Source organism: Lentzea sp. NPDC005914 (genome assembly GCF_040629405.1).
Taxonomy (GTDB): domain Bacteria; phylum Actinomycetota; class Actinomycetes; order Mycobacteriales; family Pseudonocardiaceae; genus Lentzea.
On record NZ_JBEXVQ010000001.1, the window covers coordinates 357115 to 370641 of the forward strand.

Annotated in this window: 12 protein-coding genes; 6 read left to right on the forward strand and 6 right to left on the reverse strand. The window is 70.4% G+C overall.

Annotated features, from left to right (window positions below; genetic code table 11):
- Positions 1-76 precede the first annotated feature (76 nt).
- A complete protein-coding gene (locus tag ABZ345_RS01485) occupies positions 77-1390 on the forward strand; it encodes an MFS transporter (RefSeq protein ID WP_359842236.1) in 1314 nt (437 codons plus the stop codon).
- Here the strand turns inward: ABZ345_RS01485 and ABZ345_RS01490 are convergent.
- From ABZ345_RS01490 to ABZ345_RS01505, 4 genes are all read right to left on the reverse strand, one after another.
- Complete coding sequence (locus ABZ345_RS01490; RefSeq protein ID WP_359841763.1) at positions 1371-2309, reverse strand: alpha/beta hydrolase; 939 nt, start codon at positions 2307-2309, stop codon at positions 1371-1373. The two genes, ABZ345_RS01485 and ABZ345_RS01490, sit on opposite strands and share 20 nt — an antisense overlap.
- A 74-nt stretch (positions 2310-2383) precedes the next feature.
- Complete coding sequence (locus ABZ345_RS01495; protein WP_359841765.1) at positions 2384-2857, reverse strand: GNAT family N-acetyltransferase; 474 nt, start codon at positions 2855-2857, stop codon at positions 2384-2386.
- Entirely contained in the window at positions 2854-3705 is an 852-nt protein-coding gene (locus tag ABZ345_RS01500; RefSeq protein WP_359841767.1) for an NAD(+)/NADH kinase, read from the reverse strand. The genes ABZ345_RS01495 and ABZ345_RS01500 overlap by 4 nt, the downstream gene beginning before the upstream one ends.
- Before the next feature lie 21 nt (positions 3706-3726).
- Positions 3727-4524: an MBL fold metallo-hydrolase gene (locus tag ABZ345_RS01505; RefSeq protein WP_359841769.1), complete on the reverse strand. Its 798-nt coding sequence runs from the start codon at positions 4522-4524 to the stop codon at positions 3727-3729.
- 146 nt (positions 4525-4670) lie between these two features.
- Here ABZ345_RS01505 and ABZ345_RS01510 point away from each other — a divergent pair, with 146 nt between their 5' ends.
- From ABZ345_RS01510 to ABZ345_RS01525, 4 genes are read left to right on the forward strand one after another with little or no spacing between them, the layout of a single operon-like run.
- Positions 4671-5288, forward strand: a complete 618-nt coding sequence (locus ABZ345_RS01510) for a M15 family metallopeptidase (protein ID WP_359841771.1) — start codon at positions 4671-4673, stop codon at positions 5286-5288.
- The gene (alr, locus tag ABZ345_RS01515) at positions 5273-6382 is read left to right on the forward strand and encodes an alanine racemase (RefSeq protein ID WP_359841773.1); all 1110 of its coding nucleotides are present in this window, start codon (positions 5273-5275) and stop codon (positions 6380-6382) included. The genes ABZ345_RS01510 and alr overlap by 16 nt, the downstream gene beginning before the upstream one ends.
- A 52-nt stretch (positions 6383-6434) precedes the next feature.
- Positions 6435-7388, forward strand: a complete 954-nt coding sequence (locus tag ABZ345_RS01520) for a D-alanine--D-alanine ligase (protein WP_359841775.1) — start codon at positions 6435-6437, stop codon at positions 7386-7388.
- Positions 7385-8377 carry an acyltransferase gene (locus tag ABZ345_RS01525; protein ID WP_359841777.1) on the forward strand — a complete coding sequence of 331 codons (993 nt, stop codon included), beginning with the start codon at positions 7385-7387 and terminating at the stop codon, positions 8375-8377. Before ABZ345_RS01520 ends, ABZ345_RS01525 begins: the two co-directional genes overlap by 4 nt.
- On the opposite strand, the gene ABZ345_RS01530 is transcribed toward ABZ345_RS01525, so the two are convergent.
- The gene (locus ABZ345_RS01530) at positions 8331-9356 is read right to left on the reverse strand and encodes a cellulase family glycosylhydrolase (protein ID WP_359841779.1); all 1026 of its coding nucleotides are present in this window, start codon (positions 9354-9356) and stop codon (positions 8331-8333) included. The two genes, ABZ345_RS01525 and ABZ345_RS01530, sit on opposite strands and share 47 nt — an antisense overlap.
- A gap of 110 nt (positions 9357-9466) precedes the next feature.
- Between ABZ345_RS01530 and ABZ345_RS01535 the strand changes: the two genes are divergently transcribed.
- Positions 9467-9847, forward strand: a complete 381-nt coding sequence (locus tag ABZ345_RS01535; protein WP_359841781.1) for a MerR family transcriptional regulator — start codon at positions 9467-9469, stop codon at positions 9845-9847.
- 123 nt (positions 9848-9970) lie between these two features.
- Here ABZ345_RS01535 and ABZ345_RS01540 read toward each other — a convergent pair whose 3' ends face one another.
- Positions 9971-13480 (reverse strand): helix-turn-helix domain-containing protein, encoded by a 3510-nt coding sequence (locus ABZ345_RS01540; protein WP_359841783.1) that lies wholly within the window; start codon positions 13478-13480, stop codon positions 9971-9973.
- Positions 13481-13527 lie beyond the last annotated feature (47 nt).

Sequence of the window (13527 nt, forward strand, 5' to 3'; positions counted from 1 at the left end):
GACTTAGACTCGGGGTGTGCTCCTCGAAGAAACGCGTCCGGTGACGCGCCCGAACGTGGTCGTGGCCGTCCTGGCGATGGGCGGCATCGTCGTGTCGCTCATGCAGACGCTGGTCATCCCGCTGTTACCGAGATTTCCGCAGCTCCTGGGCTCGTCGCCCGGCGACACGACGTGGGTGATCACCTCGACGCTGCTGGCCAGCGCGGTCGCGACACCCGTCGTCGGCCGGCTCGGCGACATGTACGGCAAGCGCCGCATGCTGCTGGTGAGCCTGGTCATGCTCGTCGTGGGCTCGGTGATCGCCGCGCTCAGCTTCTCGTTGCTGCCGATGATCGTCGGCCGCGTGGTGCAGGGGCTCGCGGTCGGCGTGATCCCGCTCGGCATCAGCATCATGCGCGACGAGCTGCCGCTCGAACGACTGGCCGGGGCGACCGCGCTGATGAGCGCCTCGCTGGGCGTCGGGGGAGCGCTCGGTCTGCCCGCGGCGGCGTTCCTGGCCGAGCAGAGCGACTGGCACATGCTGTTCTGGACCTCGGCGGCCGCCGGTGTGATCGTGCTGGTCGCGGTCCTGGTGGTCGTGCCGGAGTCGCCGGTGCGCAGTGGTGGCCGGTTCGACTTCCCCGGAGCGCTCGGGCTCTCGGTCGCACTGATCTGCCTGCTGCTCGGCGTCTCGAAGGCGTCCACGTGGAGCGCCGGCGTCACCACGGGTCTGTTCGTCACGACGGCGGTGGTGCTGGCGGTGTGGGGCTGGTGGGAGCTGCGGTCGTCGCAACCGCTGGTGGACCTGCGCACCACGGCCCGTCGTCAGGTGCTGCTGACCAACGTCGCATCCGCGGTGTTCGCGTTCTCGATGTTCGCGCAGTCGCTGGTGCTGCCGCAGATCCTGCAGCTGCCGGCGTCCACCGGGCACGGCCTCGGGCAGTCGCTGCTCGTCACGGGTCTCGTGCTCGTGCCGTCCGGTCTGGTCATGATGGCGACGGCGCCACTGTCCGCGCGGATCACCACGGCGCGCGGACCTCGGGTCACGCTGATGCTGGGCACGGTCGTGGTCGCGTTGGGATATGGCGCGGGCATTGTGATGATGACCGCGGTGTGGCACCTCGTCGTCGTGTCGGCCGTGATCGGTGCCGGCATCGGCCTGGCCTACGGCTCGATGCCCGCGCTGATCATGTCGTCCGTGCCGACGTCGGAGACCGCCGCCGCCAACAGCCTCAACACCTTGGCGCGGGCCATCGGCACGTCCGTCTCCAGCGCGGTGGCCGGCGTCGTGCTCACCCAGGTGACGATCCCGTTCAGCTTCAAGCTGATCATGGGCCTGGGCGCCGCGACCGCGCTGCTCGCGTGCGTGGTCGCGGCGTTCATCCCGAAGGTCAGCCGAAAAACCGGGTGATCTCGCGGGCGACGAAGTCCGGCTGCTCCTCAGCGAGCCAGTGGCCGGACCCGTCGACGCGCACGACCTCGAACCGGTTCGCGAGGTTCGGCAGTGCTGCCACGAACTGGTCGTAGGAGGAGACGGAAGCCAGCCCCAGCACCGGCGGGGTCAGCATGCCGTACGTCTTGCCGTCCGCGATGTCCTGGTGGAACGCCTGGTACCAGCCGTTGCTCGCGCGGATGGCGTCCGGCGTGTTGTACGCCTGCGCGTAGATCGCCCTGGACCGTTCGTCGATCGCTGCGGGGTTGAACGCGGTGTTGGCGAACAGCCAGTCGATCAGGTAGCGGAACCGCCCGGTGAGCAGCTGTTCCGGCAGCGTCTGGACCTGGTTGAACGCGAACCACCACAGGCTGAATCCACCCGGCCGCGGCAGCAGTGGGAGCTGGTAGAAGCTCTCGTCGGGATGCAACACGTCCATGAACGCGACCTTCCTGGTCGCGCCGGGGAAGTTGGCCGCGAAGGCGAACGCCGCCATGCTGCCCAGGTCGTGCCCGACGACGTTGACCGCGTCGTACCCGAGCTTCTTGACGAGCTCGTGGATGTCGGTCGCCATCGTCTTCTTGTCGAACCCGCCCCGCGGCTTCTCCGACCCGCCCTGACCGCGCAGATCCACCGCGATGACCCGGAACCTCGTGGCCAGCGCGGGCATGATCTTCCGGTACAGCCACCAGGTCTGCGGCCAGCCGGGCAACAGGACGAGCGGCTCGCCCTCGCCCCCGGTGACGTAGTGCAGACGCACCCCGTTCACCTGGGCGTAGTTGTGCTGGAAACCGGGAAGGCCGGCCTCCTCGAACTTCGAGGCGTCCGCTGCGGCTGCCCCGGTGCTCGCGGCGAGCGCGGCGCCCGCACCCAGCGCGAACACTCTGCGCCTGTTCAACTCCATGTTCCCTCGCCCCCATCCGTGACTCGGCGCCGACATCCGAACAAGCGGCGCTTGAGCACGACTCGAGATCAGGGAACGAGCCGGTGGGCGACGGTCGGCCAGGTCGAACCTTTGATCTCGCGGTCGGCATCGCGGGCAGGGTCGCGGACGAATCCGGCGCGCTCGGCCACCTTGCGGGAACCGGCGTTGTCACGGTGGGCCCAGAGCCTCAGCTCGGTGACCTCGTGGTGCGCGTGGATCCAGGCCACGAACTCGGTGAGTGCCTTGGTGGCCATGCCTCTTCCGCGTGCGGGTGCCGCAACGAGATAGGACACGTGGCCGATGCCGTCCTCGACGTCGACCGCCACGTTGCCGCAGCGCTCACCGGCGTCTTCGATGCAGAACGACTTGGCGGCCGGGTGATCCCGCCGCGCTTCGACGGCTGTCGCGACCTGTTCCGCGGTGAGTGTCGGCGGGTCTGCGGTGTAGCGCTGGACTTCGGCGTCCCTGGTGGCGTTCGCGTACCAGGCCGCGTCCTCGACGGTCCACTCGCGCAGCCTCACGTCAGCTCGGCCGAGTCCGTGAGCTGCAGCTTGCGCCGGGCCCGCTGGTAGAACGTCGTCATGCCGAGCCGGACGACCCGCGCCGCGGCGGGGCGGCCTTTCAGCCACACCCGCTCGCCCGGTTCCACGTAGCCCGCCACCATGCCGTCCACCTCGACCGCCAGCCGGCCGCTGGACGGCAGCAGGTCGAGCTCCACCTCGTCGTTCACCGACAGCACGACACCGCGGCTGTACGCGGAGTGTGGCGCGGCCGGGGTGACGAGCAGCGCCTCCACGGACGGGCTGGTGATCGGCCCGCCCGCGGAGAAGCTGTACGCCGTCGAACCGGTCGGAGTCGCCACGATGACCGCGTCCGCCGCGTAGCTGACGAACGGCTGCCCGGCCACCCGCACCGCCACCCGCGCGCTGCCGTCGCCCGGCACGCGGACCACAGCGATGTCGTTGAACGCCGTCACCTTCTCGCCGTTGAACACCGCGTCGACGGCGAGGCGGGGTTCGACGGTGAAGTCGTGGGCGTCGATCGCCGACAGCGCGGCGGGCAGGTCCGGGACGTCGACCTCGGCCAGGAAGCCGAGTTTGCCCAGGTTGACGCCGAGAACCGGGGCGCGCTCGCCGTCGGCCATGCGCATGGCGCGCAGCATCGTGCCGTCGCCGCCCAGGCTCACGAGCAGGTCGGCGCGGCGGCCCAGCTCCTCCGCCGTGACCGGGGTGGCCTCGCAGCGCAGTCGCTGGATCTCGTCTTTGATGCCGAGGATCTCGACACCGCGGTTGCTCGCCCAGCCGAGCACGGCCGCGACCGCGTCGGCGGAGTCACGTTGCGGGTGCAGCACCAGGCCGGCGGCGTGCACGTCAGCACTTCCTCAATGCGGTCACGAAGCCAGTCTGCCGAATTCCCACGGGTCGTGTGCACTGAAGAGCGTGACCTCGGCAGCGTGGTCGCGGGCGAGGATCCGGAGACGCGCCTGCGTGTTGACGCGTTCGTCGTGGTCGACCTCGGAGCCGGTCTGCACGATGTCGAGAAGAGGGTGCGGTTCGGGGTCGGCGTCCAGTTCGCGGTGGTAGTAGTAGGCGTCGCCGCAGTGCAGCAGCCACCGCGTGCCGTCGTGCACCGCGATGCCGGTGTGGCCAGCGGTGTGGCCGCCCATCGGGACGAGCTTGAACTCCTCGGGGAGACCGACCGGCCTGATCGAGGAGAAGCCGAACCAGTCGTCGCCGGTGGACTCATAGGTGCGCCACTGTGGACCGTGCGCCCAGTGGGCCGGTCGGTAGCGGCGGCTCGGGGCTTCGCGCACCGCCGCCTGGAGTTCGGCCTCCAGCACGTGGACCGCGGCGTGCGGGAAGTCCGGCAGGCCTCCGCAGTGGTCGACGTCGAGGTGCGTGACGAGGATGTGCCGGACGTCGGCCGCCGCGAAGCCGAGCCGTTCCACCTGACGGAGGGCGGTCTCGTCCTCGATCAACGCCGGCTGGGCCATCTCGACCCACTCCGCGCCGAGGGTGTCGGCGGGGCGGCGGACGTCGTCGAGGCCGAGTCCTGTTTCGACGAGCACGAGGCCGTCCCGAGGCGTTTCGACGAGCAGGCAGTGGTTCACGGCCGCGGTTGAGGGCAGGCCTTCGTAGGTGGGGTCGATCTCGCGGACGGAGCCGCAGTTCAGGTGGTGGATCTTCATGGGGCCGAGAATGCGACTTGAACCGCGGTTGAGGTCAAGCCCTCGGCCGAATGGCTGATGCGTGCCTCGGCGAACCGGCCGTTCGGCGTCCGGGGGTGACCTTCAGGAGGAGTTCGGGCGCCCGGAGCGTTTCTAGGTTGGGCGACATGACCATCCTGCTAGCTGATCCGGTCGTGCGCGCCGTGAGCGTGCTCGACAACGGCGATCCGTTGGTGCCGTTGATATTCGCGCCTGACGTGCTGGTCAGGCAGGGACTCGCGATGAGGCTCGTGGACGCGCGCACCGCGCTGCCGTCCGATGTGGACCTGCGGGTGGTCGAGGGACACCGCAGCACCGCCGACCAGAACGCGATCATCGAGCGGTACACCGAGGAGCTGCGGGAACTCCACCCGTCGGCCGATGCCGTCGAGCTGAACCGGTTGTCGAGCCGGTTCGTCGCGCCGCTGGCCGTGGCGCCGCACGTCGCGGGCGCGGCCGTGGATCTGACGCTGGTCGACTCGTGGGGTGACGAGCTGTGGATGGGCACGGTGGTCGACGCCACGCCCGAGCAGAGCGACGGCGCCTGCTTCTTCCACGCCGAGGTGGACGAGGAGGCACGGCGCAACCGGACGATCCTGGCCGAGGCGCTGAGCGGCGCCGGGCTCGTGAACTACCCCACCGAGTGGTGGCACTGGTCGTACGGCGACCGCTACTGGGCCCTGATGACCGGCGCCGACCACGCCCTCTACGGACCAGTGGAGGTGCCGGCGTGGGCGCGCTCGTGACGAGCCTCCGCCAGGCGTCGGCGCAGCCCCGGCTGTCGGTGGACCTGAGCGCGGTCGCCGCCAACACCCGGCGGTTCGTGGAGCTCGCTCGCGGCGAGGTCATGGCCGTGGTCAAGGCGGACGGGTTCGGGCACGGGCTCGGAGACGTCGCGCGCACGGCGGTCGCCTCGGGCGCGACGTGGATCGGCGTCACGTCGCTGGCCGAGGCGGTCGCGGTGCGGGAGTCCGGTGTGGACGTTCCGGTGCTCAGCTGGCTGAACCCGGTGGACGCCGACGTCCGGACGGCGGTCCGGTACGGGATCGACCTGAGCGTGCCGAGCCTGCGCCACCTCGCGGTGATCGAACAGGCCGGGCCGGTGCGCGTGCATCTGCAGCTCGACACCGGAATGGCACGGGACGGCGCCTCGCCGGACTCGTGGCTGGCGTTGATGCCCGCGGCTCGCCGCGCGGAACTGGCTGGGAACGTCTCGGTCGTCGGAGTGATGGGACATCTGCCGTGTGCCGACACGCCTGGGCTGAATGAGATCGGGAAACGGGCGCTGCTGCGCGGCGTCGAGATGGCGCGCCAGGCCGGACTGCGGCCGTCGGTAAGACATCTGGCCGCCACGAGCGCGGCTTTGACCGATCCCGGCACGCATCTCGACGTGATCCGGATCGGCGCGGGCCTGGTGGGAATCGACCCGTCCGGCACCACCCGGCTGCGTTCCGCGTTGCGGCTCACCGCACCGGTGGTCCAGGTCCGGCGCGTCGAGGCGGGGACCGGCGTCGGCTACGGACATTCGCACGTGACCGAGCGGGCGACCACTCTGGCGCTGCTGCCGGTCGGATACGCGGACGGCCTGCCCCGCGCGGCTTCCGGGCGTGCCGAGGTGTTCGTGGGCGGACGTCGCAGACCGGTCATCGGGGTGATCTCGATGGACCAGGTCGTGGTCGACGTGGGGGACGACCCGGTCATGCCGGGAGACGAGGCCGTGGTGTTCGGGCCGGGGGACGCGGGCGAGCCGACGGCGGACGACTGGGCTCGGTGGGCGGGAACGATCCCGCACGAGATCGTCACCGGCATCGGGGCACGGGTCCAGCGATGTGTGCGGTGATCTCCATTACTTCAGTGTTGAGTGAAATCAAACTTGGATCCGGGGTGCGGTGTTGAGGGGAATCAGGGTCGCCGTGATCGGCGGCGGACAGAACTGCGAGCACGACGTGTCGGTCGCGTCGGCGGCGTCGGTGCGGGCCGCACTCGACCCGGCCAGGTACGAGGCCGTGTCGCTCACCATCGGCCGTGACGGCAGGTGGCACGGGACGGACGGGCAGGTGCTCGGCACGCTGGCGTCCGACAGTCTCGCGTCGGCGATCGAGGTGCTGGCGAGCTGCGACGTCGTGCTGCCGCTGGTGCACGGGCCGCTGGGCGAGGACGGCACGCTGGCCGGGCTGTGCGAGCTGGCCGGGGTGCCCTACGTGGGGTCACCGCTGCGGGCAGGCGCGCTGGCGATGGACAAGTGGGCCACCAAGCTGGTCGCGGAGGCGGTCGGGGTCCGCACCGCGAAGGCCAGGCTGGTCACGAACCCGTCCACCGTGGACTTCACCGGCCCTGTCGTGGTGAAGCCGGTGGCGGCGGGGTCGAGCTTCGGCGTGCGACTCGTCGAGCGCGAGGCCGACCTCGAACCCGCTGTCCGCCAGGCGCTGGAGCTGGACGACCGCGTGCTCGTCGAGGAGGTGCTGGAGGGTCGCGAGATCGACATCGCCGTGCTCGACGACCCGGACGAGGGCCGCCGGACCGGGCCGCCGCTGGAGATCCAGGTGCCGGGCCTGTTCGACACCACCGTGAAGTACGACGGCAGCGCCATGTTTGTGATCCCGGCGCCGCTGGACGACACCGAGCTCAAAGCTCTGGAGGATGCGGCGCTGCGGGTCTACGAGGCGCTGGGGTGCCGCGGGCTGGCACGGGTCGACTTCTTCCTGACCGGCGACGGGCTGGTGCTCAACGAGGTCAACACCATGCCGGGCATGACGGCGGAGTCCCAGGTGCCCAAGATGTTCGCGACCACCGGACTGTCCTATTCGGACCTGCTGGACAAGCTGGTCAGGGGAGCGATGCGGTGAAGCGCGTCGCCGGGCTGGACGTGCTGCGCGGCATCGCGATTCTGCTGGTGATGCTGCGGCACGCGTTCCCCGACGTGTTCCCCGGCGCCGGAGTTGTCGGGGTGGTCGTCTTCTTCACGTTGAGCGGCTACCTGATCACCGGCGTGCTGAGCCGAGAGCTCGAAGCCAAGGGGCGCGTCGACTTCAAGCGGTTCTACCTGCGCCGGGCGCGCAGGTTGCTGCCCGCCTTGATAGCGCTCACAGTCGTGTTCGCCGTGGTCACGCTCGTGTTCGACCCGCTGGGCGAGCGCGACAAGTTGCTCAAGACGGCGATCGTGCTGGTGACGTTCACGGGCAACCTGCCGATCAGCGGGATCAGCCCGGCGGCGTTCCACAGCTGGACGCTCGCGACCGAGGAGCAGTTCTACCTGCTGTGGCCGGCGTTGCTGGCGTTCGCCTGGGTGCGCAACCGAACGGGAGCGGCGCTGGCCGTCACGGCACTGGTGGCGCTCGCGGCGTGCACGGCGACGCTGATCTGGTTGTGGCCCAACGCCGACAACGCCTACGCGCTGCCGACGTCGTGGTTCGTGTGCTTCGTGATCGGCGCCGCGACCAGGCTCAAGCTGACGAGGGCGCCGAGGTGGGCCGTCCCGATCGCGCTCACCGGCCTGGCCGTTCTGTCGGTGGTTCCGTTGCGGGGCCACGCACTCACCTACCTCGTCGCGGGACCGGCGATCGCGGGCTGCACGGCCGTGCTGCTGCTGGTCTGGTCGAAGTGGGAACAGGTGGCGGCACCGGTCCGTCCGCTGGTGGCGCTGGGCGTGCTCTCCTACGGCGCCTACCTGTGGAACTATCCGCTGACGTTGTGGCTGCGCCCGGAGCTGGGCGCCGCCGCCGGACCGGTCGCGGCGGTCCTGACGGTGGTGGCGGCGGCGCTCAGCTGGCGTTACGTGGAGGAACCGGTCATGGGGCGAGGTAGCCGTTCACCAGATTCCGCCAGGCTTTCTTGAGGGCCCAGCCGTCGGGCGCGTTCGGGTCGAGGTAGTAGATGCCGTGCGTGCACGGGTTGGAGCCGTTGATCCGGTAGGTCCACCAGGCCCAGCCGATCCCGTTGTCCTGGAACGCTCCCAGCACGTCGCGGGCCTTCTGCTTGGCGACGGCGTCGTCATTGCAGCCCTCGATGCCGACCTGGTTGATCCACACCGGGACGGAGTGCGCGGTGCGGAAGTCGGTGATGGCCTTGATGCGGTTGAGCGGGTTCTCGAAGATGAAGTAGTTGCAGGTGTAGATGACCTTCGGGTCGACCGTGGTGTAGGCGCCCTCCAGGCGGCTGCAGCTGTAGTTGTCGTTGGGCCCCACCACGACCGGCGTCCGTCGGTCGATCTCGCGGATCGCGAGGGTCATCTCGTCGTAGAACGCCCTGACCTTGGCGTCGCTCTGACCGATCGGCTTGGGTTCGGGCAGGATCTCGAACGCGCCCATGTACGGCGTGTTCTTGTACTTGCGAGCGAGGAACTGCCAGACCTCTTTGAACTGCTGCTTCATCTCGGGGTTGGTCCAGAAGTTGTCGGGCCTGCCGCCCGCGCCCTGGCCGTAGTCCGAGTCGACGAACAGCGTGATCCACAGGCCCGCCGCGCTCGCCTGCTCGATGGTCCTGGTGAGCAGGTCCAGATGTCCCGGCTTGATGTGGCTGGTGTTCGCCACGTCGGGGTCGCGGCTGTCGACGTCGTCCTTCCACTCGCCCCACCAGCGCAACGGGATCCGCACCGAGTTGGCGCCCGCCGCCACGTGGTCGCCGGGGTCCTCCGTCTGGACCGTGCCCCAATGCCCCCAGTTGTAGCCCCGCAGCACGATCGGGTTCCCCGCCGGATCCACGACGTTCGCGCCCGACACCGACAGACGTGCCGGTGCGGCCGCGGACGCCGGGACCACGCCCGACAACAGCAGTGCGGCGGTCGCGAGACCGAAGACCACCCGTCTCAGCTTCATGCTCTACCCCTCTCAACGAAACGTTCGGGGCGGTACGTTGCCGAAGCCGCAAGCGGGCCCGGTTCGGGGTTTGTTCGAGGATCGTCAAGATCGCGGATAGCCTCGGGCGCGTGCTGGACATCGCGGAAGTCGCCTCGAGGACAGGGCTCGCGCCGTCGGCCCTGCGGTTCTACGAGAAGAAGGGGCTGCTCTCGTCGAGCGGCCGCAACGGCCTGCGCCGCACCTACGAACCCGAGGTGCTGGAGCGGCTGGTGCTGATCAACTGCGCACGCCGGGCGGGGTTCTCGATCGCGGAGATCAGCCGCTTCCTGGTCGCCACGCCCGGCGACACGGCGTTGCGCGCTGGGATGGCCGAGAAGGTCGCGGAGCTCGACGACGACATCGCGCGGTTGCAGCGCATGCGGGACAGCCTCGAGCACGCGTCGACGTGCACGCACGAACCGTTGGTGGAATGCCCGGACTTCAAGCGGAGGTTGTCCGCAGGTTCGTGAGCGGCTGATGTTCAAGGTTTGTTGTTCAAGCCGCTGACCTCGAACGTAATCAATTTCTGGCGGCTAGACAGGTCGCCATGAGTGCCAAAGAGGTGGGTTTGCCGAGGTCGTCGTGACGGGTCATCAGGGGCAGATGGGGGTGTGGTCGACGGTGGGGAAGTAGCGGTTGCGGTCCTGGTCCGTCAGCGGGGAGGCCGTGGCGCACACGCGGTGGGCGGCGTGGTCCGCGTCGGCCTCCCAGCGGCGGACCGTCCGGTCGCCGCCCGCGCTGAGCAGTGTTCCGCCGGGGAGGAACGCCAGCGCGTAGACCCGGTCGGCGTGGCCGGACAGGGTGGCGAGCGGGGAGTGGTCGTCGAGCCGCCAGAGCCGCACGTCGTGATCGGCACTCGCGCTGGCCAGCGTTCTGCCGTCGGGGGAGAACGCGACAGCGTGGACGGTGTCGGTGTGGCCGGCGAGCTCGGCGGGGGTGCCGGTGGCGAGGTCCCAGACGCGGACGGTGAAGTCGGTGCCGCCGGTGGCGAGCCGGGTGCCGTCGGGGCTGAAGGCGACGGACTTCACGGCGTGGCCGGGACCGGTGAGATGGGTGACGACGGCCCGGCTCGCGACGTCCCAGACCCGGACGCTGAAGTCGCCTGATCCGCTGGCCAGGCGGCTGCTGTCGGGGCTGAACGCGAGGGCTTCGACCGAGTCGGCGTGGCCGCGCAGCGTGTCCAGCGAGGCGCCGGTCCGCGCGTCCCACAGGACGATGGTGCGGTCGGTGCTGCCGGTGGCGACGAGCCGGCCGTCCGGGCTGACGGCCAGGGTGTTGACGGCGTCGGTGTGGCCGTCGAGGGCGGGGAGTTCCTCGGGCTTGCGGGGGTCGGTGATGGTCCAGCGGTGCACGCGGTGGTCGGCGCTGGCGGCCAGGAGCGTCTTGCCGTCGGGGGAGAACTGGACGGTGTTCACGGCGTCGCGCGGTCCGGTGAGGACGGTGAGCAGGCGGCCGTTCTGCCACAGCTTGACCGTGCGGTCGTAGCTGCCGGTCGCGATGAGGTCGCCATGCGCCGCCACCGAGTACACGGAGTCGCTGTGAGCCTGGATCTGGTCGCCGGGCAGGTCCCACAACCTGACGGTGTGGTCGTCGCTCGCGGTCGCCAGCGCGTCGCCGGCGAACGTCGCCGCGACGACCGGCGCGGTGTGGCCGGTGAGGACGAGCGGCTCGTCCTGGTCCCAGACGCGGACCGTGCGGTCGACGCTGGTGCTGGCCAGGCGGCCGTCGGGGCTGAACGCCAGTCCGCGCACGACGTCGGTGTGGCCGGACAGCACGCGTGGTTCGCCGCCTTCGACTGGCCAGATCCGCACCGTGCGGTCGTTGCTGGTCGCGATCCGCCGGCCGTCCGGGCTGACCGCGACGGCGTGCACCGGGCTCGTGCCGGGCAGGTCGCGAGAGGTGCCGTCCAGGTTCCACAGGCGTGCTGTGCCATCCCAGGTTCCGGCGACGAGCAGCGGGGCGGTGGGGCTGAACGCGAGCGAGACGACGGCCGAGGAGTGGGGCAGGACCGCGGTCCGGTGTCCGGTGAGGTCCCACAGCTGCACGGTCCTGTCGGCGCTCGCGGTGGCCAGGATCCGGTCGTCGCTGCTGAACGCCACGGCGTTGACCTGGTCGGCATGGTTGAGCGTGGCGATGATGTTGCCGGTGGTCGTGTCCCACACACGTGCCGTGCGGTCCCATGCAGCCGTGGCGAGGAGCGCGCCGTCGGAGCTGAACGCGACGGCCACGACGTTGTCGGTGTGGGCGGTGAGGGTCGTGGTCTCGCGCGGGTGGTGCGGGTCGCTGACGTCGGTCAGCCGCACCTTCCGGTCCTTGCCGGAGCTGGCGAGCAGCTTGCGTCGTGGCGAGTACGCGACGGCGTTGACGTGGTCGGTGTGCCCTGTCAGGCGCGTGGCGTAGGAGGGCGTGAACGCGCTGAGGAGCGCGCTGCGGGCGTCGGTCGTGGGGGAGAGCCGGTAGGCGGCGAGTGCGAGCTGGGCGGCGAGGGCCGGGTCGGTGTTGTGGAGGCGTTTGACGTCCTGGGCGACCTTCTGCGAGATCGCGACGTTGCGCTGGTCGGTCGCTTCGGAGGAGGCCCGCAGTGCGGCGATGCTGACGCTGGTCGTCGCGACGAGGAGCACGGCCAGCAGCGCGACGAACAGCCGCAGTCTTCGGCGGCTGTGGCGGGCGGTGGCGAGGTCGGTGGACTCAGCGGTCAGGCTGGCGGTGAGGAACTCGCGTTCGCGGGTGCTGAGCGCGTGCGGCGGCTCGGCGAGCCACGAGCGGAACGCGGCTAGCCGGGCGCCGCGCAGGAGCGAGCCGGGGTCGCGGTCGAGCGAGTCCCAGACGGCGGCGGATTCGGCCAGGTCGCGGTGGGCGCGCAGGCCGTCGCGGTCGGCCGCGAGCCATTCCCTGAGCCGGGGCCAGCAGCGGATCAACGCCTCGTGCGTGATCTCGATCTGGTCCTGGTCGACGGTGACCAGCCGGTGCGTGGTCAGGGCTTCGAGGACGAGGGCGGCGTCCGGTTCGTCGTCCAGCTCGGTGCGGCGGATGCGGCGTTTGGTGTCCTCGGTGTTGTCGCCGACCGCGGTCAGCCTGATGAACAGCGACCTGGCCAGTTCCCGCTGGGGCGGGGTGAGGCCGGCGAAGGTCGACTCGGCCGTGCGGGTCAGCGCGCCCTCGAACCCGCCCGCGGCGCGGAAACCTTGCAGCGTCAGGGTGTTGCCCTTGCGGCGGTGCCAGGTCTCCAGCAGGGCGTGGGAGAGCAACGGCAGCGCGCCCGCCTGGTCGACGCAGCGGGCGACGAGCTCGGAGACCAGCGCGGTCTCGACGGCGTGCCCGGTCGTGCGCGCGGGCTGGATGATCGCGGCGCGAAGTTCGTCGGTGGTCATAGGGCCGACGGTGACCTGGGCGGTGCCCATGGCTTCGACCAGCGCGGGGAAGTCCGTGCAGTGGCCGTAGAAGTCGGCGCGCACACCCAGCACGACCCGATGTTCGGTGATCTGCTCGACGAACCTGCGACGAACCTCGCGGTCCTCGCAGAGCGTGAAGATCTCCTCGAACTGGTCGACGACGAGCACGGTGTCAGCGGTGACGGGGATCCTGGCGCACTCGCCGAACGGGTCCGGGCCCGGTGTGAAGAGCACGGCGCGGTTGCCCAGTCGCGGCATGATACCGGCCCTGAGCAGCGACGACTTGCCGGCGCCGGACGCGCCGACGACCAGGACGACGCGGTGCTCGCCGACGTGGTCCTCGAGCTGGGCGACGAGGTGGTCGCGGCCGAAGAACCGGTCGGCGTCCTCCTGCTGGAACGCGGCCAGGCCCGCGTAGGGCGAGCTGGTGTCCGGTTCGGTCTGCGGCTCGTCGGCGGCCGTGGCGTACCAGCGGCGTTCCCACTCCTCCTCCGAGCCGCCGCACGCCCTGACGTAGGCGAGCGTGACCTGCAGCGTCGGCAGTTTGCGCCCGCCGGCGGCCTGCGAGAGCGCCGCCTCCGAGTAGTGCGTGAGCGAGCTCAGCTGGCGGTAGGTGGGCTTGCCGGCCCTCTCCCGCAACGATCTGAGCTCGCGCGCGAACGTGAGCACCGCTGTGTCGCCCGCGTCGAGCGGACGTTCCTTGCGTGGCATTGCGTGTCCCCCGTGGATGGTTCTGCCGGGGGAATGTAAGGCCGGGT

What these genes read in the sequence shown, in the direction of transcription:
- ABZ345_RS01505 (WP_359841769.1), bottom strand. Translation starts at nt 4,524, where the DNA reads ATGAAGATCCACCACCTGAACTGCGGCTCCGTCCGCGAGATCGACCCC.
- ABZ345_RS01485 (WP_359842236.1), top strand. Translation starts at nt 77, where the DNA reads ATGGGCGGCATCGTCGTGTCGCTCATGCAGACGCTGGTCATCCCGCTG.
- ABZ345_RS01510 (WP_359841771.1), top strand. Translation starts at nt 4,671, where the DNA reads ATGACCATCCTGCTAGCTGATCCGGTCGTGCGCGCCGTGAGCGTGCTC.
- ABZ345_RS01530 (WP_359841779.1), bottom strand. Translation starts at nt 9,356, where the DNA reads ATGAAGCTGAGACGGGTGGTCTTCGGTCTCGCGACCGCCGCACTGCTG.
- ABZ345_RS01540 (WP_359841783.1), bottom strand. Translation starts at nt 13,480, where the DNA reads ATGCCACGCAAGGAACGTCCGCTCGACGCGGGCGACACAGCGGTGCTC.